The organism is Saccharopolyspora rosea, from assembly GCF_025643595.1.
GTDB classification, from domain to species: Bacteria; Actinomycetota; Actinomycetes; order Mycobacteriales; family Pseudonocardiaceae; genus Saccharopolyspora; species Saccharopolyspora rosea.
Genome location: NZ_CP102826.1, coordinates 2,809,757 through 2,829,943 on the forward strand (window position 1 = coordinate 2,809,757; position 20,187 = coordinate 2,829,943).

20 protein-coding genes and 1 riboswitch are annotated in these 20,187 nt (G+C 73.3%); of the genes, 13 read left to right on the forward strand and 7 right to left on the reverse strand.

Annotated features, from left to right (window positions below; translation table 11 throughout):
* Positions 1–74: 74 nt before the first annotated feature.
* The 4 genes from metE to NV263_RS13050 form a co-directional block, all read right to left on the reverse strand.
* Positions 75–2,357 carry a 5-methyltetrahydropteroyltriglutamate--homocysteine S-methyltransferase gene (gene metE, locus NV263_RS13035; RefSeq protein ID WP_263253339.1) on the reverse strand — a complete coding sequence of 761 codons (2,283 nt, stop codon included), beginning with the start codon at positions 2,355–2,357 and terminating at the stop codon, positions 75–77.
* Between the two features lie 122 nt (positions 2,358–2,479).
* A riboswitch (cobalamin riboswitch) is annotated at positions 2,480–2,720 on the reverse strand.
* Between the two features lie 145 nt (positions 2,721–2,865).
* Positions 2,866–3,198 carry a helix-turn-helix domain-containing protein gene (locus NV263_RS13040; protein ID WP_263253340.1) on the reverse strand — a complete coding sequence of 111 codons (333 nt, stop codon included), beginning with the start codon at positions 3,196–3,198 and terminating at the stop codon, positions 2,866–2,868.
* A gap of 76 nt (positions 3,199–3,274) precedes the next feature.
* The gene (locus tag NV263_RS13045; RefSeq protein WP_263253341.1) at positions 3,275–3,715 is read right to left on the reverse strand and encodes an Hsp20/alpha crystallin family protein; all 441 of its coding nucleotides are present in this window, start codon (positions 3,713–3,715) and stop codon (positions 3,275–3,277) included.
* 269 nt (positions 3,716–3,984) lie between these two features.
* Positions 3,985–5,415, reverse strand: a complete 1,431-nt coding sequence (locus tag NV263_RS13050; RefSeq protein ID WP_263253342.1) for an alpha/beta hydrolase — start codon at positions 5,413–5,415, stop codon at positions 3,985–3,987.
* A 101-nt stretch (positions 5,416–5,516) separates the two neighbouring features.
* Between NV263_RS13050 and NV263_RS13055 the strand changes: the two genes are divergently transcribed.
* The 11 genes from NV263_RS13055 to NV263_RS13105 are packed head-to-tail and all read left to right on the forward strand — an operon-like array spanning position 5,517 to position 17,155.
* A complete protein-coding gene (locus NV263_RS13055; RefSeq protein ID WP_263253343.1) occupies positions 5,517–6,785 on the forward strand; it encodes an ATP-grasp domain-containing protein in 1,269 nt (422 codons plus the stop codon).
* Positions 6,782–7,585 carry a Rossmann-like domain-containing protein gene (locus tag NV263_RS13060; RefSeq protein WP_263253345.1) on the forward strand — a complete coding sequence of 268 codons (804 nt, stop codon included), beginning with the start codon at positions 6,782–6,784 and terminating at the stop codon, positions 7,583–7,585. The genes NV263_RS13055 and NV263_RS13060 overlap by 4 nt, the downstream gene beginning before the upstream one ends.
* Positions 7,582–8,637: a PLP-dependent cysteine synthase family protein gene (locus NV263_RS13065; protein ID WP_317630422.1), complete on the forward strand. Its 1,056-nt coding sequence runs from the start codon at positions 7,582–7,584 to the stop codon at positions 8,635–8,637. Before NV263_RS13060 ends, NV263_RS13065 begins: the two co-directional genes overlap by 4 nt.
* Positions 8,634–9,641, forward strand: a complete 1,008-nt coding sequence (locus NV263_RS13070; RefSeq protein ID WP_263253347.1) for a dipeptide epimerase — start codon at positions 8,634–8,636, stop codon at positions 9,639–9,641. Before NV263_RS13065 ends, NV263_RS13070 begins: the two co-directional genes overlap by 4 nt.
* On the forward strand, positions 9,638–10,915 hold the full coding sequence (locus tag NV263_RS13075; protein ID WP_263253349.1) for an MFS transporter: 1,278 nt from the start codon (positions 9,638–9,640) through the stop codon (positions 10,913–10,915). Before NV263_RS13070 ends, NV263_RS13075 begins: the two co-directional genes overlap by 4 nt.
* The gene (locus NV263_RS13080) at positions 10,894–11,712 is read left to right on the forward strand and encodes a class I SAM-dependent methyltransferase (RefSeq protein WP_263253351.1); all 819 of its coding nucleotides are present in this window, start codon (positions 10,894–10,896) and stop codon (positions 11,710–11,712) included. Before NV263_RS13075 ends, NV263_RS13080 begins: the two co-directional genes overlap by 22 nt.
* A 6-nt stretch (positions 11,713–11,718) precedes the next feature.
* A complete protein-coding gene (locus tag NV263_RS13085) occupies positions 11,719–13,272 on the forward strand; it encodes an ABC transporter substrate-binding protein (RefSeq protein WP_263253353.1) in 1,554 nt (517 codons plus the stop codon).
* The gene (locus NV263_RS13090; RefSeq protein WP_263253354.1) at positions 13,269–14,216 is read left to right on the forward strand and encodes an ABC transporter permease; all 948 of its coding nucleotides are present in this window, start codon (positions 13,269–13,271) and stop codon (positions 14,214–14,216) included. Before NV263_RS13085 ends, NV263_RS13090 begins: the two co-directional genes overlap by 4 nt.
* Positions 14,213–15,013, forward strand: a complete 801-nt coding sequence (locus NV263_RS13095; protein ID WP_263253356.1) for an ABC transporter permease — start codon at positions 14,213–14,215, stop codon at positions 15,011–15,013. Before NV263_RS13090 ends, NV263_RS13095 begins: the two co-directional genes overlap by 4 nt.
* Positions 15,010–16,542: an ABC transporter ATP-binding protein gene (locus tag NV263_RS13100; RefSeq protein ID WP_263253358.1), complete on the forward strand. Its 1,533-nt coding sequence runs from the start codon at positions 15,010–15,012 to the stop codon at positions 16,540–16,542. The genes NV263_RS13095 and NV263_RS13100 overlap by 4 nt, the downstream gene beginning before the upstream one ends.
* A gap of 52 nt (positions 16,543–16,594) precedes the next feature.
* The gene (locus NV263_RS13105; RefSeq protein WP_263253360.1) at positions 16,595–17,155 is read left to right on the forward strand and encodes a GNAT family N-acetyltransferase; all 561 of its coding nucleotides are present in this window, start codon (positions 16,595–16,597) and stop codon (positions 17,153–17,155) included.
* Here NV263_RS13105 and NV263_RS13110 read toward each other — a convergent pair.
* Together NV263_RS13110 and NV263_RS13115 are read right to left on the reverse strand one after the other, a co-directional pair.
* The gene (locus NV263_RS13110; protein ID WP_263253361.1) at positions 17,152–18,018 is read right to left on the reverse strand and encodes a helix-turn-helix domain-containing protein; all 867 of its coding nucleotides are present in this window, start codon (positions 18,016–18,018) and stop codon (positions 17,152–17,154) included. The two genes, NV263_RS13105 and NV263_RS13110, sit on opposite strands and share 4 nt — an antisense overlap.
* A gap of 153 nt (positions 18,019–18,171) precedes the next feature.
* Positions 18,172–18,408, reverse strand: a complete 237-nt coding sequence (locus tag NV263_RS13115; protein ID WP_263253363.1) for a DUF397 domain-containing protein — start codon at positions 18,406–18,408, stop codon at positions 18,172–18,174.
* A gap of 137 nt (positions 18,409–18,545) precedes the next feature.
* Between NV263_RS13115 and NV263_RS13120 the strand changes: the two genes are divergently transcribed.
* Positions 18,546–18,767 carry a zinc finger protein gene (locus NV263_RS13120; RefSeq protein WP_263253366.1) on the forward strand — a complete coding sequence of 74 codons (222 nt, stop codon included), beginning with the start codon at positions 18,546–18,548 and terminating at the stop codon, positions 18,765–18,767.
* A gap of 30 nt (positions 18,768–18,797) precedes the next feature.
* Here the strand turns inward: NV263_RS13120 and NV263_RS30700 are convergent, their stop codons facing one another.
* Complete coding sequence (locus NV263_RS30700; RefSeq protein WP_397545625.1) at positions 18,798–19,169, reverse strand: NAD(P)-dependent oxidoreductase; 372 nt, start codon at positions 19,167–19,169, stop codon at positions 18,798–18,800.
* Here NV263_RS30700 and NV263_RS30585 point away from each other — a divergent pair.
* Positions 19,060–19,503: a hypothetical protein gene (locus NV263_RS30585; protein ID WP_317630423.1), complete on the forward strand. Its 444-nt coding sequence runs from the start codon at positions 19,060–19,062 to the stop codon at positions 19,501–19,503. The genes NV263_RS30700 and NV263_RS30585 overlap by 110 nt on opposite strands.
* Positions 19,504–20,187 lie beyond the last annotated feature (684 nt).

Sequence of the window (20,187 nt, forward strand, 5' to 3'; positions counted from 1 at the left end):
CCGTGGAGCGCGTCGCGGTGGGGCGGCGCCGCGCCACCGGTGGGAGGGAGTGGACGGCGCCGCCGCTCGCGCGATCAGCTCAACGACGCACGGACCTGCCGGGTCGCGCTGATCACGTTCCGCAACGCGGCTTCCACCTCGGCGTAGCCGCGCGTCTTCAACCCGCAGTCGGGGTTGACCCACAACCGCCGCGCGGGCACGGCTTCCAGCGCCGCGCGCAGCAGGTCGACGACTTCGTCCACTTCGGGCACTCGCGGCGAGTGGATGTCGTAGACCCCGGGGCCGACGCCGCGGCCGAAACCGACGGCGTTGAGGTCGTCGAGCACTTCCATCCGCGAGCGGGCCGCCTCGATGCTGGTGACGTCGGCGTCCAGCGCCACGATCGCGTCGATGACGTCGCCGAACTCCGAATAGCACAGGTGGGTGTGGATCTGCGTGGAGTCGGCGACCCCGGAGGTGGCCAGCCGGAACGATTCGACCGCCCAGTCCAGGTAGGCGGGGTGCTCGGCGGCGCGCAGCGGTAGCAGTTCGCGCAGCGCGGGTTCGTCGACCTGGACGACGCGGATGCCGGCCGACTCCAGGTCGTGCACCTCGTCGCGGATGGCCAGCGCCACCTGGCGGGCGGTTTCGGCCAGCGGTTGGTCGTCGCGGACGAACGACCAGGCCAGGATCGTCACCGGGCCGGTGAGCATTCCCTTGACGGGCCGCCGGGTCTGCCGCTGGGCGTATTCGGCCCACTCCACGGTCATCGGCTGCGGCCGCACCACGTCGCCGTACAGGATCGGCGGCCGCACGCACCGCGAGCCGTAGGACTGCACCCAGCCGTGCTCCGTGCTGGCGAATCCGTCGAGGTGCTCGGCGAAGTACTGCACCATGTCGTTGCGCTCGGGTTCGCCGTGCACCAGGACGTCCAGGCCGATCTCCTCCTGCAGCGCGATGACGCGGTCGATCTCGTCGCGCATCCGCTGCTTGTAGGAGGCCCGGTCGATGGTCCCCGACCGCAGCGCGGCGCGGGCCTTGCGCACGTCGGTGGTCTGCGGGAACGAACCGATGGTCGTCGTGGGCAGCGGGGGCAGCCCCAGCGACTTCTGCTGCGCGACCCGGCGGTCGTCGTAGGCACCGCGCCGCGCGTGCTCCGGCCGCAGCGAGTCCAGCCGGCTGCGCACCCGGCCGTTGCGGATGCGGTCGGCGCCGGCGCGGTCGGCGATCGCGGCGCGGGCCCCGGCCAGCTCGTCGGCGACGGCGTCGCGCCCCTCGCGCAGCGCCCTGCCGAGGACGACGACTTCGCGCACCTTCTGCGCGGCGAACGCCAGCCACGACTTCACCTGCGGGTCCAGGTCGGGCTCGGCCTCGACGTCGTAGGGCACGTGCAGCAGCGAGCACGAGGTGCCCACCGCGACCTCGGCGGCCATGCCCAGCAGCGTCGCGCCGGTCGACAGCGCGGCGTCGAGGTCGGTGCGCCACACGTTGCGCCCGTCGACGAGACCCGCCACGAGCGTCTTGTCCCGCAGTCCCCGCACCCCCGACAGGTCATCCACTGTGGACGATCCTGCGACGAGGTCCACGGCCAGCCCCTCGATCGGCGAGGACGCCAGCACGCCCAGCGCCTCGCCGAGGTCGCCGAAGTACCCGGCGACGAGCAGCTTCGGCCGCCGGGACAGCTCGCCCAGCTGCCGGTAGGCGTCGCGCAGCGCCGCCAGCTCCTGCGGCGTCCGGTCGGCCGCGAACGCGGGTTCGTCCAGCTGGACCCATTCCGCACCCGCGTCGTGCAGCTCGCCCAGCAGCTCGGCGTAGGCGTCGAGGAGTTCGTCGAGCTTGTCCAGCGGCCGGAACGATCCCGGCGCGGTGGCGTCCGGTTTGGACAGCAGCAGGAACGTCAGCGGGCCGACGAGCACCGGGCGGGTGCGCACGCCCAGCGACTCGGCCTCCCGGTACTGCTCGACCGGTGTGCGGTCGGTCAGCGTGAACCGGGTCTGCGGGCCGATCTCCGGGACCAGGTAGTGGTAGTTGGTGTCGAACCACTTCGTCATCTCCAGCGGCGGCGCGGACTCCACACCGCGCGCCATGGCGAAGTAGGTGTCCAGCGGGCCGAGGCCCAGTGCGGCGTGGCGGCGCGGCACCGCGCCGAACGTGACGGCCGCGTCCAGCACCTGGTCGTAGTACGAGAAGGTGTTGCCCGGCACCGAATCCAGCCCCGCGTCGCGCAGCGCGGTCCAGGTGTCCCGGCGCAGCTGCCGGGCGGTCCCGCGCAGTTCGTCCTCGCCGCAGCGTCCGGCCCAGTACCGCTCCAGCGCGCGTTTGAGCTCCCGCTTCGGCCCGATGCGCGGGTAGCCGAGTACGGTCGATCCGATCGTCAATGCCCTCACCTCGCGAGCTCGACAGCGTCGTGGTCGAGGTCCGACGGGCAGGACGAGTGGCGGCACAAGCGTGCCGCGGCTCGGCCAGGTCCTCCCGCGAGACCTCGGACCAGCGCGCACCGGCGGTGCGCGCCCCGGTGGCAGGTCTTCGGACTCGCGGGCGTGTCCGGCCGTGGGGCCGGGTGGCCTACTGGCCGCCGCTTCCCGGACTCGCGTCCAGTGCTGTTACCGGTCCACAGAGGACCGGTGGCGGCGTTCGTTCCCGCTCACCGCTGCGGGGCAGTCCCGGATTCGCACCGGGTTCCCTCTTGCCTCGTCCGCCGCGACACCGCACGCGGACGAACCACCGGTACTCCGGAGGCTACCGGCTCGCCGCCCGATGACAAGGCCCGTCCCAAAGCGCCGCCGCGCGGTCGCTGCCGGTGAACTCGCCTTTTCCCGATCTCGCAACGGCGATGAGATCCCGACCACACCGCGGCGTCCCGCCGAGCGCGGTGGTCGGTGCTGGTCACCCGCGTCGGTGCGACTCCAGCTCGGAGATGCGCTGCCGGGCGTCGTGCAGCTCGCGTTCGAGTTCGGCGACGCGGCAGGTGGCGGTGAGCACGGTATGGCCCTGGTCGAGCAGTTCGCGCACCCGGGCCGCCAAGGCCAGCTCGGCTCGGCTGTAGCGGCGGTGCCCGCCCGCGGAACGATCGGGTGCGAGCAGTCCGGTGGAGTCCAGGCTGCGCAGGAAATCCGGGGTGACGCCGAGCATCTCGGCGGCTCGGCCCATGGTGTAGGCGGGGTAGTCGGCGTCGTCGAACGCGGCCGGGACGCGGCCGCGCGGCGTGGGTTCGGTCATCCGGTGGTGCTCTTTCGGTCGTGCCGGGGCCCGGACGGCCGACCGCCGTCCGGGCCCCGGTGCGCGTGCGGCCCGCTCACTCCGAGGCGCTCTCGATGACCTTGCGGCCGCCGCCGCGGCCGACCTCGATGCGGCGCGGCTTGGCCTGCTCCGCCACCGGCAGGGTCACCGTCAGCACGCCGTCGGTGTAGTCGGCGCTGATGTTGTCCAGGTCCAGGCCGTTGCCCAGGGACAGCTGCCGGGAGAACGTGCCCCGCGGGCGTTCCGCGGTCAGGTAGCTGACCTCGGAGTCGCCGTGCGGCCGGTCGGGTCGCTGGGCCCGCACGGTCAGGGTGTTGTTCTCCGCGCTGACTTCCAGGGAGCCCGGGTCGATGCCGGGCAGGTCGAACTCGACCACGTAGTGGTCCCCGGACCGGTAGGCGTCCATCGCCATGGTCTGCGGAGCTCGGGCCGTGCCCAGGACCTCGGTGGCCAGCCGGTTCAGATCGCGGAAGAACGGGTCCAGCGTCATCGTCATCGCCACCACACTCCTTTCCCGGTGTCCCGGCGGCGACACGTGCCGAACGTCCTCCGCAGTCGGGTCGGTGTGGCGGCCCTCCGGCCGCCACACCGTCAGCAGGAGGGAGAACGAACGACCGGTGCCACCTCCTTCCGCGCCGGATGAGAACCCGCCTCGTAGTCCTGACGGCTTCGATTCTGGATCCACCGGTCCAGTTTTCTCAACCTCGTCGATCCGAGATTACCCATTCGGTGGACCCACACTTGCTGGTCCGGTCGGTCGCGGGTTCAGCCGGGCGGCAGGCCCGGGCCGGGGCAGGCCAGGTCGTGCGCGGGCAGCGCGCCGCGGAGCAGGTAGGCGGCGACGGCGTCGTCCGCGCACCGGTTGCGCTGGCTGGCGAACACGCCGTGGGAGTAGCCGTCCAGCAGCGTCACCATCCGCGAGCCGGGCAGGCGGCGCTGCATGCGCCGGGCGCCCTCGTACGGGGTGGTGGGGTCGTGGTCGGCCTGGACGAGCAGCACCGGCGGCATCGCCCGGGAGCCGAGCCGGGCGGGCTCGCGCGGCGGCGGCCAGAACGCGCACCCCGCGGCCTCCAGGCCGGTGAGGATCGGCAGCGGGTCGCGGGCGCGCAGCGCGCGCACCGAGTCGACGACCTCGGCGGGGCTCGGGCGCGGGCTGTCGGCGCACTTGACGGTGCGCAGCGCGGCCTCGTAGTTGCGGGCCGGCACGTCGGTCTCCGGTAGTTCCGGTGCCAGGCCGGCCGCGTCGCCGCGGGTGGCGTAGTCGGCGAGGGCGCGGGCGAACGGTTCCCAGCGCTCGGTGCGGGACAGCGCGCGGTAGACGAGGTGGTCGAACTCGCGCGGGCCGAACGTGCCGCGCGCGGGGTGTTCGGCGAGCGCCGCGCGGGCCCGCTCGTAGTGCTCGCGCACGGCCGCGGGCGTCGACCCGAGGCCGAGGGAGGGGTGCTCGGCGATCCAGCCGAACAGCACCTCGCGCTGGTCGAGCATGGCGACGGCCTGCTGGACGTCGAAGTCGTGCCAGCGGTCCGGGCTGACCACGCTGTCGAGCACCATCCGGCCCACCTGCCCGGGGAACTGCGCGGCGTAGGCGGCGCCGAGGTAGCTGCCGTAGGACACGCCGAGGAAGTCGAGCCGGGGTTCGCCGAGGGCGCGGCGGACCCGGTCCAGGTCGCGCACCGCGTCGGTGGTGCCGACGTGCGCGAACAGCGCTCCGGCGTGCCGCCGGCAGTCGGACGCCATGGCGCGCAGCCGGGGCAGCCGTGCGGGGTCGTGGAGCGGATCCGGGCCGGGGTGGGCGAAGAGTCCGCCGAGCGGACCGCAGTCGACGGGGGAGCTGCGGCCGACGCCGCGCGGGTCGAACCCGACGACGTCGTAGGAGCGCCGCACGGACTCGGGCATCTTCGCGCGCTTGGTCGCCGCGTAGGCCAGTCCCGAGCCGCCGGGCCCGCCCGGGTTGACCACGAGGGTTCCCCGGTGTTCCGCCGGGGTTCCGGTGGCGCGGACGCGGGAGATCGCCAGCTGGAGGTGCGGGCCGAACGGATCGGAGTAGTCGAGCGGGACCTGGATCTCGGTGCATTCGACGTCGGGGCCGACGTCCGGGCAGGGGTGGAAGCGCGCGGTTCCGGCGGCGGTCGGACTCACGCCGAGGAGGGGCAGCAGCAGGGCGGCGGACAGGACGAGGCGCAGCGGGGTGGTCACGATCGGTCGCTTCCGGTGGGGAGAGCAGGGGGTTTGCCCCGATTTCTTGAAAATGATTATCATTTATTCCGCTGGTGCCACAACCGCTGAAGGGAGTACGCGTGGGTCACCTCTTGCTGGTGGAGAGCTGGGTCGGGGCGATGAGTTCGTTGCTGCCGCGAGGAATCCGGGAGACCGGCCACCGGTTCAGCTTCGTCACCCGCGACCTGCACCACTACCTGCGCTCGTCCCCGGTGGCCGGGACGCATCCGCTGCTCGGCGCGGACAACGTGCTCACCGCCGAGACCAACGACGTCGACGGGCTGGTGGAGCACCTGGCGCGGCTGCAACCGGTGCTCGGCTTCGACGGAGTGCTGACCTCCTGCGACTACTACCTCCCCGCCGTCGCGTCCGTCGCCGAGCGGCTCGGACTTCCCGGTGCGCCACCGGATTCCGTGCGCCGCGCGTGCTCCAAGGACCGCACCCGCCGCGCGCTGCGCGAGGCGGGCCTGCCGGGGCCCGCGTTCGCCCTCGCCGACACCACGACCGGGCTCCAGGAGGCCGCCGAAGCACTCGGGTACCCGCTCGTGCTCAAACCGGTCGACCTGTGCGCCGGGATGTTCGTGTCCAGAGTGGACGATCCGGAGCAGTTGCGCGAAGCCCACCGCGCACTGCTGGAATTCCCGGTCAACGCGCGCGGCCAACGACGCGATCCCCTGGTGCTGCTGGAAGAACTGCTCACCGGGCCCGAGGTGAGCGTGGAGACGGTGACCGCCCGCGGCCGCACGACGGTGGTCGGGGTGACGGACAAGAGCGTCACCGGGGCGCCGCGTTTCGTGGAGAACGGCCACATGTTCCCCGCCGACCTGGACCCGGCCGTGCGGGCGGAGGTCGCCGGTGCGGCCGTCGCCGCCGTCGAGGCGCTGGGACTGGACAACGTGGTCGCCCACACCGAGATCAAGATCACCCCGGACGGACCGCGCCTGGTCGAGGTCAACCCGCGCCCGGCGGGCAACCGGATCACCGAACTCGTGCGGCGGGTCACCGGCATCGACCTGGCCGCGGTGGCCGCGCAGGTCGCGCTCGGCGAGGAACCCGAGCTGGCACCGGTGGACACCGGTGCCGCCAGCGCCGCCGTGGCCTTCCTGCTGCCCGAGCGGGCGGGTGTGATCCGCGAGGTGCGCGGCGCGGACGAACTGGACCGCCACCCCGACGTCGTCGAGTGGACGGTCAAACCGGCCGGGCGCCGCACCGCCGCGCTGACCAGCAACAACCAGTACCTGGGGCACGTCATGACGACCAGCGCCGAGCCGGGCGCGGCGCGCGGGCGCGCCGAGTCGCTCATCGCCGGGCTCGACGTGCGCTACGACGCCGCGGAGGTGGCGGCATGACCCCGCGCTGCCTCGACGACGTGGTCCGCGGGGTGCGCACCGGCCCGCTCGGGGACCGGCTGGACACCCCGGTCGGCCTGGGATTCCTGACCCAGCAGGCGGTCCGCCACGCCTCCCGGGACCGCTCCTACCGCAACCACGTGCTCAGCCTCCGCATCGAGGACGCGGTGGGCTCCTGCTCGGTCGAACCGGGCGAGCTGACCGAAGACGTGATCTTCGACTGCCTCGGCACGCCCGCGCGGCGGCTGCTGGACCACCCGAGCGAGGCCGTGCGGGTCGCCGCGCTCGACGCCTACCTCCAGTGGCTGCGTCCCCACCGGGACCACGCCGAAGCGGTGGTCCTCGACCGGGGCAGCACGCTGGACAAGTCGCTGCGCCGCGCTGCGGCGGTCGTCGATCTGCTGCCGCCCGAGCCGGGCCGGGTGCTGGTCGTCGGCGTGGTGAACTCCCTGCTGCACCACCTCAGAACGCGCGGGATCGGCTACGTCGCCTGCGACCGCAAGGGCGGGCGGACCGAGTGGGACGAGGAGATCCGCACCGACGCGGCCGGCGCGCTGGACGACTGCGACGCGGTGCTGGCGTCCGGGATGGTGCTCGGCAACGGCACGTTCGCCGCGCTGCTCGACCACGTCCGCGCCACCGGCAAACCGTTCGTGCTCTTCGCCCAGACCGCGAGCGCGGTGCTGCCGTGCTTCCTCGACTCCGGCGTCACGGCCGTCTCGGCCGAGCCGTACCCGTTCTTCTGGCTGGACGGCGGGCAGAGCACGATCTACCGGTACCGGGCGGGTGAGCGGCGGTGACCGACCACGACCTGCTGGCGCTGATGCGCGACACCCCGCTGGCCCGCATCACCGTCCCGCTGCCGGTGCCGCACCCGGGTTTCCGGGCGAAGCTGGAATGCCTCGGCGCCGGTGGCATGAAGGCCCGGGCGGCGGTGTCGATGCTGCTCGGCGCGCGGGCGCGCGGGCAACTGCGGCCGGGGTGCCCGGTGGTGGAGTCCACCAGCGGCACCCTCGGCATCGGACTGGCCTTCGCCGGTCAGGCGCTCGGCCACCCCGTCGTCCTGGTCGTGGACGGCGAGCTGGAACCGACCATGCGGGCGCTGCTGCGCGCGCACGGGGCGCGCGTCGAGGTGGTCCACCGCCCGCACCCCACCGGTGGCTGGCAGCAGGCCCGCCTGGAGCGGGTGCACCGGCTGTGCCGGGAACTACCCGACGCCTACTGGCCGGACCAGTACAACAACCCGGACAACCCGGCGGGGTACGAGTCGCTGGGCGAGGAGATCGTGCGGCAGGCCGACGGCGTCGACGTGCTGGTGTGCAGCGTCGGATCCGGCGGGCACAGCGCGGGCACGATCCGGGCCGTCCGCCGCCGCTGGCCGCACGTGCGGCTCATCGGGGTCGACACGGTGGGCTCCACGATCTTCGGCCAGCCCGCCCGGCCGCGGATCATGCGGGGACTGGGCAGCAGCATCTACCCGCGCAACGTGGGCTACGGCGAATTCGCCGAGGTGCACTGGGTCGGTCCGGCCGAAGCCGTGCACGCCTGCCGCACGTTGGCCGGCGGTGCGTTCGTCACCGGTGGGTGGAGCACCGGGGCAGTGGCCCTGGTCTCGGCGTGGGCGGCGCGGGTCCGCCCGGGCGCCCGCGTGGTGACGGTGTTCCCCGACGGCCCGCACCGCTACCTCGGCACCATCTTCGACGACGACTACTGCCGCAGCCGGGGCCTGCTGGACCGGCCCGTGGCCACCCGGCCCGTCGAGATCGCGCACCCGGGCGCGGTCGAGGTCGACGGGTGGGCGCGGTGCACCGCGGTCGCGGACCCGCTGGCGGCGTGGGAGGTCCCCGCGTGAAACTCCGCTGGCACACCGGAAAGCTGCGCCTGCTCGAACCGTTCCGCATCTCCCGCTCGGTGATGTCCGAACGCGACGTGGTCACGGTGGCCGTCGAGCACGACGGCGTCGTCGGGTACGGCGAGGTGGTCACGAGCGTCTACTACGGACTCGACCTGGCCCGCATCGACGCGGCGCTCACCGAAGTCCGGGATCTCCTCGCGCAGCACCGCGAACCGGTTCTGGACCTGCCCGCGACACCCGCCGATCCCGGCGTGCGGGCCGCCGTCGACGCGGCGCTGCACGACCTGGTCGCCAAGCTGCGCGGCGTCGGAGTGCACGCGCTGCTGGCCACCGCGCCGTGGCGACCGGTCCCCACCGCCCGCACGATCGGCATCACCACGCCGGAACGGACCCGGCGGGCGGCGCGGGAACTGGCCGCGCGGGGCTTCACCGTCCTCAAGGTCAAAGTAGACGGATCCGACGGCGAACCCGACCGCGTCGCCGCGGTGCGGGAGGCCGCGCCGCACGCCCGCCTGCTGCTGGACCCCAACGGCGCCTGGGAACCCGACCAGGCCGTCCGGATGCTGGCGGCGATGGCCGCCTCCGACGTCGAAGCGGTGGAACAGCCCACCCGGCCCGGCGACCCGGACGCCCTCGCCGAGGTCGCCGCCCGCTCGCCGGTCCCGGTGATCGCCGACGAGGACGCCGCCACCGCCTCCGACGTGCGCGCCCTCGGCGACCGGGTGCACGGCGTCAACGTCAAACTGCCCAAGTGCGGCGGGATCCGCGCCGCCCGGGAGATCATCGACACCGCGCGGGAACGCGGCCTCGACGTGATGCTGGGCTGCCTGGTGGCCAGCTCGCTGGGCATCGCCCCGGCCGTGCACCTGGCCGGCTTCGCCCGCTGGGTCGACCTCGACGGGCACCTGCTGCTGGCGCACGACCCGTGGACCGGCATCGGCGGCGCCGACGGCGTGCTGCGGCTCAGCGGCGATCCGGGACTCGGGGTGCGGCCGACGTGAGCACCTGGCGGCTCATCCGCGGTTTCCCGGTGGCCGTGCAGGTGCTGCTGGTCAACCAGCTCGGCGTGAACACCGGGTTCTACCTGCTGATCCCGTACCTGTCCGGGTACCTCGGCCACGACCTCGGCCTGTCGGCGGCGGTGGTCGGCGTGGTCCTCGGGGTGCGCAACCTCTGCCAGCAGGGCCTGTTCCTGCTCGGCGGCACCGCCGCCGACCGGCTCGGCGCGCGCGGCGTCATCATCGCCGGGTGCGCGTTGCGCACCGTCGGGTTCGGACTGTTCGCCGTCGGCACCGGTCTGCCGGTGCTGCTGCTCGCCTCGGTGCTCAGCGGTCTGGCGGGCGCGCTGTTCAACCCGGCGGTGCGCGCCTACCTCGCCCAGGAGGCCGCCGACCGGCGGGCGGAGGCGTTCTCGCTGTTCAACGTGTTCGCCAACACCGGAGCGCTGGTGGGACCGCTGCTGGGCAGCGCGCTGCTCGCGGTGGGCTTCCGGATGTCCGCGGTCGCCGCCGCGGTCGTCTTCGCGCTGCTGACCGCGGCCCAGATCGCGGTCCTGCCGGTGCGGCGGGTGCCCCGGCCGGAGACCACGGTGTTCGCCGACTGGCGCACGGTGCTCACCGACCGGCGCTTCCTGGCCTTCACCGCCGCGCTGACCGGCCTGTTCGCCCTGCAGAACCAGCTCTACCTGGTGCTGCCCATGCACGCCGAGCGCTTCACCGGCTCCTCGTCGGGCGTCGCGGCGATCTTCCTGGTGTCCACGGCGGCCAGTCTGGCGCTCCAGGTGCGGATGACCCGGCGGCTGCAACACCGGTGGTCGCGCGGGCGCTCGATCGCGCTCGGGCTGGTGCTGGCGGGACTGGCGTTCGCGGTGCTGGCGGTGGCCGCCGCCGTCGTGCCCGACGCGCCGCCGACCGGGCCGGAGGCGGTGGTGCGGATGGTGCCGGTGCTGATCACCACGGCGCTGCTCGCGCTGGGGCTGATGATCGCCCAGCCGTTCGTCTACGAGCTGATCTCGTCCTACGGCCCCGACGGGCTGTCCGGGACGTACTTCGGGGTGTTCTACCTCGTCTCCGGGGTGGCCGTGGCGGCGGGCAACGCGGCGATCGGCTGGGTCAGCGACGTCGCGGCGCACCGCTGGCCCTGGCTGCCCGCCGCGCTGTGCGTCCTCATCGGACTGTCGTCGGCGCTCGGCGTGCACGCGCTGCGGCGGTCCGGAGGCGTCGGTCCGCGACCATCGACCACGGGAGATCCCTCTTGCACGGCAACAACTTCCTGACCGACAACCCGGCGCTGTACGAACAGCGCTTCCCCGACCCCGACGCGCTGGCACCGCGCTTCGTCCACGAGCTGGTGGACCGCTGCGGCGGTGGCCGGGACCTGCTCGACATCGGCTGCGGCACGGGCCGCGACGCGCGCTGGTGGACCGCGCGGGGCTACCGCGTCACCGGGCTGGACACCTCGCCGGAGATGGTCCGCCACGCGCGCACGCACTGCCCGGCAGCGGAGTTCGTCCTCGCCGACATGCGCACCTTCCGGCTCGACCGGCGCTTCGACGTCATCACCTGCCTGGACAGCGCTTTCCTGTACTGCCACGGCAACGCGGAGCTGGACGCGTTCCTGACCCGCTGCCACGCCCACCTGCGCCCCGGCGGTCTGCTCGTCGCCGAGATGCGCAACGGCGCGTTCTTCCTCGGCAACACCGAACTCCTCGACGGGGTGCAGGAGCGCACCGTCAGCTGGGAGGGCGTTGCCTACCGGTCCCGGACCCGGCTGTGGATCGACCACGCCGCGCAGCTGCTGCGCCGCGAACGCCGCTGGGACTGGCCCGGCCGGGACGAACCGCTGGTGCAGGAGTCGGCGTGGCGGCTGCTGTTCCCGCAGGAACTCCGCCGCATCGCCGAGCAGCACCACTTCGACGTCGTGGCGCTGTTCGACGGACCGGGGCCGCGCACCGAACCGCCGTGGCACCCGGGAGCGGTGCCCGGCGACCGGTTGTCCGGCGACCGCCTGCACCTGCTCGCCCGCCGCCGCGACCCGGAAACCCGGACGCCCGACCTCTCGGATGGGGAGTGATCGAGAATGCGACCCGAACACCACCGCGGCCTGTCCCGCCGCGGCTTCCTCGGACTGACCGCCACGGCCGCCACCGCCGCCGCGCTGCCCGGCTGCGCCCGGGGCGGCGGCGCGGACGCGGGGCGGCCGCGTCCCGGCGGACGGCTGCGCGCCGCGTTCGCCGGCGGCGGCGCCGAGGAGGTCCTCGACCCGCACACCACCGACCTGTACGCGGAGATCGCGCGCGCCAAGGCGCTTTTCGACAAACTCGCCGACTACGGCTCGGACATGTCCCCGCGGCCCCGGCTGGCCGAGCGCTGGGAACCCGACCGCGAGCTGACGACCTGGCGGATCACCCTGCGGCAGGCCGCGTTCCACGACGGCCGTCCGGTGCGTGCCGACGACGTGCTGTTCAGCTACGCGCGCATCCTGGAACCCGGCAGCAGCCGCCGCGCCAGGTCCAGCCTGTCCGCGATCGACCTGGCGGGCAGCCGCGCGGTCGACGACCGCACCGTCGAGTTCCGGTTGCGGTGGCCGTACGCCGACTTCCCGAACGCGATGGCCACGCTGGGCGCCTACATCGTCCCCGAGGGCACCGCGGACTTCACCCGGCCGGTCGGTTCCGGCCCGTTCCGGTTCGTCTCCTTCGAACCGGGACGCTCGTTCCTGGCCGCCCGCAACCCCGACCACTGGGACGGCGCGCCGCACCTCGACGAGCTGGAGATCGTCGTCACCAACGACGAGGCGGCCCGGGTGAACGCGCTGCTGGGCGGGCAGGTCGACTACGCCCACGACCTGACCGCCACCACCGCCCGCACCTACGCCGACGGCGACCGGCTGCGCGTCCACCGGCTGCCGCTGAGCAACTTCCACGGACTGGTCATGAAGGTGGACCGCCCGCCGTTCGACCGGCCCGAACTGCGCCAGGCGCTGTTCCACCTCGTCGACCGCGAGGAACTGGTCCGCTCGGTGCTGCAGGGCACGGGTGAGGTCGCGAACGACCTGTACGGCAAGGGATTCCGCTACTACGCCGACGCGTTGCCGCAACGCACCCGCGACCTGGACCGGGCCCGAGCGCTGATCCGGCAGGCCGGTGCCGAGGGCCTGACCGTCGACCTGGACACCTCGGACAGCTCGCCGGGGCTCAAGGAAGCCGCGCTGGCCATCTCCGACCAGGCCCGGCAGGTGGGCATCCACCTCAACGTCCGGCTCGGCGACAAGGACACCTACTGGTCGGACATCTCCGAGCACGGCGTGCTCGCCAGTTACCGCTCGGGCGGGATGCCGCTGGAGTCGCACCTGTCGCAGCGGTTGCTGTCCACCTCGACGACCAACGCCTCGCACTGGCGCCGCCCGGACTTCGACGCGGTGTTCCGCGAACTCCAGTCCACGCAGGACGAAGCGGTCCGGGAACGGCTGTACTTCCGGTTGCAGGAACAGCTCTACCGGGAGGGCGGATTCCTGTGGTGGGGCGTGTCGGACTTCGTGGTCGCCTCGGCGCCCAACGTCGGCGGCGTCGACGACCGGGCGCCGGCGAACACCCTGGACTGGGCGCGGTTCGACGAGGTGTGGTTGGGGTGAGCCTGCCGCGTTACGTCGCACGCCGCCTGCTGCTCGGCGCGGTGCAGATCGTGCTGGTGCTGTCCCTGGTGTTCGTGCTCACCGAAGCCCTGCCCGGGGACGCGGCGGTGACCATCGCCGGGGACAACCCGGACCCGGCGGTCATCGCCGCGCTGCGGCAGCGGCTCGGTCTGCAGCGACCCGCGTGGGAGCGGTTCGGCGAATGGCTGCTCGGCGCGCTGCACGGCGACTTCGGCCGGTCGCTGGTGGCGCCGCGCCCGGTGGCCGACATCATCGCCTCGGCCGCCGGTCCCACGGCGCTGCTGGCGGCCCTCGCGGTGCTGCTGCTGGTGCCCGCGTCGGTGGGACTGGGCGTGCTGTCGGCGAGCCGGGAGGGCGGCCGCCTCGACCGGTTCGTCACCAGCAGCACGCTCGGGCTGTACTCGGCGCCGGAGTTCGCGGTGGGCGTGCTGGTGGTGACCGTGTTCGCGGTGCAGCTCGGCTGGTTCCCGCCCACCGCCGTCGGTTCGGGCTCGCTGCTGGCGCGGCCGGAGGTGCTCGTGCTGCCGGTGGTCGTGCTGCTGCTGCGGCCGGTCTGCTCGCTGAGCCGGCTGGTGCGGGCCGGGATGATCGACGCGCTGGCCTCCGACTACGTCCGGCACGCCCGCCGGGCCGGGCTCCCACCGGGACGCGTCCGGTTCGCGCACGCGCTGCCCAGCGCCCTCGCACCCGCGGTGCAGCAACTCGCGCGCACCGCGGACTGGCTGCTGGGCGGGGTGATCGTGGTGGAGGCGATCTTCGTCGTCCCGGGGCTGGGGACCACCCTGGTCGACGCGGTCTCGGCGCGCGATCTGCCGCTGGTGCAGGGGCTGTCGGTGCTGTTCGCCGCCACCACGGTGCTGGTCAACCTGATCGCCGACATCGCGGCCCGGCTGCTGGCCCCGGCCTCGGAGGTGGGCCGATGACCCGGCACCCGCTGGCCAGGTACGCGGTGTCCGCGGTGCTCGTCGGCGTCCCGGTGCTGCTGGCCCTGGTCGGCCCGTTGTTCGCCGCGGACGGCACCGGCAAGGACGTCGCCTTCAGCACCGGCGCGGGGCACCCGTTCGGCACCGACTTCGTGGGACGGGACGTGTGGAACGAGGTGCTGCTCGGCGGTCGTTCGCTGGTGGTCACCGCCGTGTCGGCCACGGCGCTGACCTACCTCGCCGCGGTGCCGTGGGGCCTGCTGGCGGGCATGACCCGCAACCGGGTGCTGGACGAGGTGGTCATGCGCCCGTTGGACGTCGTGCTGGCGATCCCGTCGATGCTGCTCCTGCTGCTGCTCGCCTCGATCGCGCCCGACGTCCGGGTCCTGGTCGGCGTCGTCGCGCTGGTCAACCTCCCCGACGTCGTGCGGATCTGCCGCGCCGCGGCGCTGTCGTTGTCGGCCCGGCCCGCCGTGGAGGCGATGCGGTTGCAGGGGGAGAGCGGAGTCCACATCGGACTCACGTACGTGGCGCCCGCGATGCTGCGCACGCTGGCCGCCGACCTCGGCACCCGGTTCACCGGCGCGATCTACCTGGTCGCCTCGGCGAGCTTCCTCGGCGTGGGCATCGCCCCGGGCGCCAGCGACTGGGCGGCCATGGTGGACCGCAACCGGACCGGGCTGTTCCTGCAACCGTGGGCGGTGGTGGTCCCGGCCGTGCTGGTGGTCATGCTCTCGATCGGCGTCAACCTCGCCTTCGACCGCTGGCTGCACGACCGGGCGGGGGTGGCGCGATGAACGCCGTCGACGTCCGGAACCTGACCGTGCGCCTCGGCGACCGCGAGCTCGTCGCCGACGTGTCGTTCTCCCTGCCCGCCGGGCAGGTGCTCGCGCTGGTCGGCGCGTCGGGCAGCGGCAAGACCACGACCGGGCTGGCCCTGCTCGGCGAGCACCCCGCGGGCGCGGTGGTCACCGGGGACCTGCGCGTCGCCGGGAACCCGGTCGCCGTCGGGCATCCCCCGCCAGCCGGGGCGGTCGGCCACGTCCCGCAGCACCCCTCGGCGGCGCTGAACCCGGTGCGCCGCGTCGGCTCGGTGCTGCGCGAACTGGCCCGGCAGCACGTCGGCACCCGCGCCGCGGCGCGCGGCCGCGCCCTCGACGCCGCGCGCCGCGCGCGGTTCCCGGAGCGGTTGCTGCGCCGCTTCCCGCACCAGCTCTCCGGCGGGCAGCAGCAGCGCGTCGTGCTCGCGCACGCGCTCGTCTCCCGGCCGCACGTCGTGGTGGCCGACGAACCCACCACGGGCCAGGACGTCATCACCCGGCAGGAGATCGCCGAGGAGCTGCGCCACGTGCGGGACCAGGGCGTCGCGGTGCTGCTGCTGACCCACGACCTGGAACTCGTCCGCGCGGTCGCCGACCGGGTCGCGGTGCTGCACGGCGGCGCGCTCGTCGAACAGGGCAGCACCGACCAGGTCCTCGACGCGCCCCGGCACGAGCACACCCGCCGGCTCGTGGAGTCCCGGCCGCTGCCGCGCACCGCGTTGTCCACATCGGACTCGGCGGTCGTCGCGGTGCGGGACCTGACGGCGGGCCACCGCCGGGTGGACGTGGTGCGCGACGTCTCGTGGGAGATCCCGGCCGGTGGAGTGGCGGTCGTGGTGGGCCGGTCCGGCAGCGGCAAGACGACCCTGGCCCGCTGCATCGCCGGCCTGCACCCGTTGCGCACCGGCGAGGTGCTGCTGGGCGGCGACCCGCTGCCACCCGGGCTGCGCCGCCGTTCCCGGCGGCAGCTGGCCCGGATCCAGTACGTGTTCCAGGACGCCCGCGCGTCGTTCGGCGAGTTCAACCCGGTGGTCGACCAGGTCGCGCGCACCGCGCAGCGGCTGCGCGGACTGGACCGCGCGGCCGCTCGCGACGAGGCGCTGGCCGCGCTCGCCCGGCTCGGCGTGCCGGAGCGGGTCGCGGCGCGGCCGCCGGGTTCGCTGTCCGGCGGCGAGTTGCGGCGCGCCGCGCTGGTGCGCGCCGTGCTGGCGCACCCCGAGGTGCTGATCTGCGACGAGATCACCTCGGGGTTGGACACCGTCAGCCGGGCGGCGCTGCTGCGCGTGCTCGACGACGTGCGGCGCGACACCGGGTGCGCGCTGGTCGTCATCACCCACGACCTCGCGGTCGCCGCGGACCTGGGTGGTGACGTGCTCATCGTCGACGAGGGCCGGGTCGTGGAGCGGGGCAGCGCGGAGGAAGTCCTCACCGCGCCCCGCCACCCGGCGTCCCGCGCGCTCGTCACCGCGGCGCGGGGCGGCGTCGAGATCCACCCGGCGAGCTAGTTGCGCATCATTTTCAATGAACTCGGGAAACACCGTCAGAAGGAGGAAGCAGTTGGCCCACCTGCCTGACCGCTCCGTCGGTCGCTACACCGTCCGGATCGCCGGGCGCGCCGATGCCGACGGGGCGCGCTCGGTCATCCTCGACACGTTCTACCGGGTGTTCGGGCACGGCTACGTGCCCCGCTGGCACGGCGACGTCATCGACATGGACCGCGCCTACTTCGACCACCCGCGCCAGGCGCTGTTCGTCGCCGCGCGCGGCGACGAGGTCGTCGGTACCGCGGCGGTGCGGGCCGAGGGGCCGCAGAGCCCGCCGCACCCGCGGTGGCTGGCCGAGCGCTACCCCTCCGGGACCACCGCGCAGATCTTCCGCGTCTACGTCCGCCCGGAGCACCGCCGCAACGGGCTGGCCCGCGCACTCGTCGAGCTGGCGTGCGACTTCGTCGCGGTCACCCCGGGCTACGAGTCGATCTACCTGCACACCAACGCCTCGGTGGAAGGCGCCGAACCCTTCTGGCGCAGCGTCGCCAAGCAGATCCACGACGGCCGCGCCGATCCGGGGCACAGCCCCGCCGTGCACTTCGAGATCCCCGTCCCGGTGGTGTCCTATTAGGACGGTGGCATCAGCTCGGCCTGGAAGCGCTCCTCCCACCGCTTGAGGAAGTCGACGGTCTCGTGCCGTTCCAGCGCGGCACCGCGCAGCCGGTCCCACGCGTCGACGAACAGCTCGAAGTCGTCCTCGTCGTCGAGGTAGAGACCGCCGGCGACGTGCTCGACGAACACGAAGTCCTTGGTGCCGTCGGAGAAGCGCATGATCGTGAAGTCGTTGGGCACGAACGGCAGGCGCACCCCGAACGGCAGCACGTGCACGAACAGGCGGGAATAGCGCTGTTCCAGGTCGAGCAGGTGCTCGACCTGGTCCAGGCCGACCGAGGCGTTCGCCCCACCGGGCATCCGGTGGAAGGCGCCCTCGCCGAGGACGAACCGGTAGTAGGGCGGCCGCTCCAGGTCGAAGACCTGCTTGCGGTCCAGCCGGTTGCGCATCAGCGAGGTCACCTCGGCCGCCCGGTTCTCGGTGAACTGGGTGAGCATGTAGTGCTCGGACTGCAGCGGTCCGGGAATGCGTTCGCCGTGGTAGCTGAGGATTTCCGAGGCGGCGGGTTCCAGGTCGGTGAAGGTGCGGAACCACTGCGGCACCGCCGACCGGTACCCGGACCACTGGCTGCGCCGACCGCCGCTGGAGCGGGCCAGGTCCAGCAGCACGTCGGCTTCGGACTCGGGCACCTCGAAGGCGTCGAGCATGCGCCGCAGGTCGCTGGACTTCACCGCGACCGCGCCGGACTCGATCTTGTTCACCTTGCCCTGGCCGCAGCTGAGCAACTCGGCGACGTCCTGCTGCGTCATCCCCGCGGCGATCCTGGCGCGGCGGATCTCGTTGCCCAGTTGCCTGCGCCGCGATGTCACCGTGCTGGGCACCCGACTCTCCGCTCCCCTGCCAGTGCTCTCGGCCTTCGACCGTCCGCCGCAACACTGTAGAGCAAAGATCAGGTCGCGTCAGCTCGTCGGGTCCGGACGGCGACGCGCCCGGACCCCGGTCACCCAACCGAGTGGAATATTCCTGTCGGACGATCAGGCGAGGTCGAGCCGACCGGTGCGGACGAGCGCGATGAAGTCGTTCCAGCGGCGCGTCGGCACGGCCAGCGCGACGTCGCCGGTGGCGCGCTTGCTGTCCCGGACCCCTGCGACGCCGTCGCAGGTCAGGTTGATTTCGACGCAGTTACCCCCGTTGGGACCGCATCGGGACGCGCGGCGCCAACCGCGCGGATCGAAGCGGGGAACCTGGGGCGAGGGGGCATTCCGACGCATGTTCCGACCTCCTCGGGATTCGGGTCGACGGCAGCGTATCGACGATCTAGGATTAATCGCAAACAGCCGGGTTCGCGGCCGGAAGCGTTGCGGCGCGCGGACTCGGGGTGTCCGGTCCGGCCGACGGAAGGTGGCTCATGCACCCGTTCCACTGGGTTCCCGCCGCGGGAGAACGCCACGCGAGTCAGGACGCCCGGCCCTACGGCGGGTATCCGGAAGGCAGGCAGGTCACGACGTTGTGCGGCCAGCAACTTCCGGCCGCGGTCGGCGACTCGCCGTGGCTGTGGGGGACCTGTCCGACGTGCAACGACCGCGCCCACGACCTGGCCGGGGTGCCGACGCCGGTCCGCCGCGGTTGACCGGGAGCGATCGGAACTCCGGCTTCTGGATTATTCCGATGAGGTGGATTCGGGACGCGTGAAGCGCGTTCGAGCCTCCCGCGGGTGAGAGCGACAGGCCCGCGGATCGCGCGTCCGACGCCGCCGCAGCCCGGAGCAGCCGCGCGGGGCGCGGTGGCCCGTCAGAACCGGGACGGCACCGGGCCGAGCAGCGCGCGCACCAGGTCGAGTACCGGGCGTATTCCTCGTCGAGCGCGTCGGCCGCTTGACGAAGTAGGCGTGCCGCGGCATCAGCGCGAAGTGCTCGGCGGTGATGCACCGCTCGGTCCGCGGCGTCAGCCGCGCCTGGACGACCACGAAGTCGTTGCCGGCGAAGACCTCCTCCAGTAGTGCCGCGCGCCGCACGCCGTGCCGGGCGAGCACGGCGCGCGGCGCGGAAGCGGTCGCCGAGCTGCAACTGGGGCTGATGCTCGCCGAGGCGCGCAACATCGCCCGCGCCGATGCCGGCGTCAAGTCCGGCCGGTGGCGCAAGGACTTCCCCTCGCCCCGCAACTGCGCGACGCCGTGTCCGGAGCCGAAGCGATCGGGGTGCACTTCGCACCGGTTCGGCGGGGAACTCCTCGCCGCCGCGCCGAACCTGAAGCTGATCGCGGTCGCGCGCTCCGGGCTGGAGAACGTCGCGGTCGCCGCGGCGACGGCGGCCGGGGTCGGCGTGGTTCCCACCCTCGGGCGCATCCGGCCTGGTCGACGTCAGTGACCTCCACCGGCGGGCGCAGCCCGTCGGCCAACAGCTTTCCGGGCGGCTCCTCGCCGAGCTGGAACCGCTCGCCGGGCAGGCGTCCTGGGTGGTGTGCAGCGGGTCGTTGCCGCCGGGGACCGATCCCGCGCTCGCGCGCGCCGACCCCGCCGCCGTGCGCGGCCGACCGCTGGAACCGCTGTGACAGGAGGATCCGTGCAGACAGTCGTCATCGGGGACCGGTTCATCCCCGCCGCCTACGCGACGCCTTCGCCGCACGGCACCACGAGGGCCGCTGACCACTGTGGACCTGCCGGGGACGAGACCACCACCTCGACGTCCGCCCGCTCCGTGCCGGGTGTTCGTAACCCGCGCGCTGCGGGACCGGCAACAGCAGCGCCCCGAAGATCTCCAGCACGGAGACGTCGGAGCACAGGTTGGTCGTCGCCGCCATCGTGTCGCCAGGCCCGGAGTCGAGGTGGGACGTAGGTGGGATCGTCGTCCGGTTGCCGCCGGTGCGCACGGTGTCGGGGAGATGGCGGTGGGATTTCCGGGCGGTGACAGGCTCTTTCGGTCCACCTGTTTCCGTGGGCACGGGAGGAGGAGCAACGAACAGTCCACTGTGTACTCGTCCGATTTGGTCGGATTCCCGCGGATTTTCCCGGTCGATCGGCTGTTCGGAGCAATCGTGCTGGTCCCCGCGGG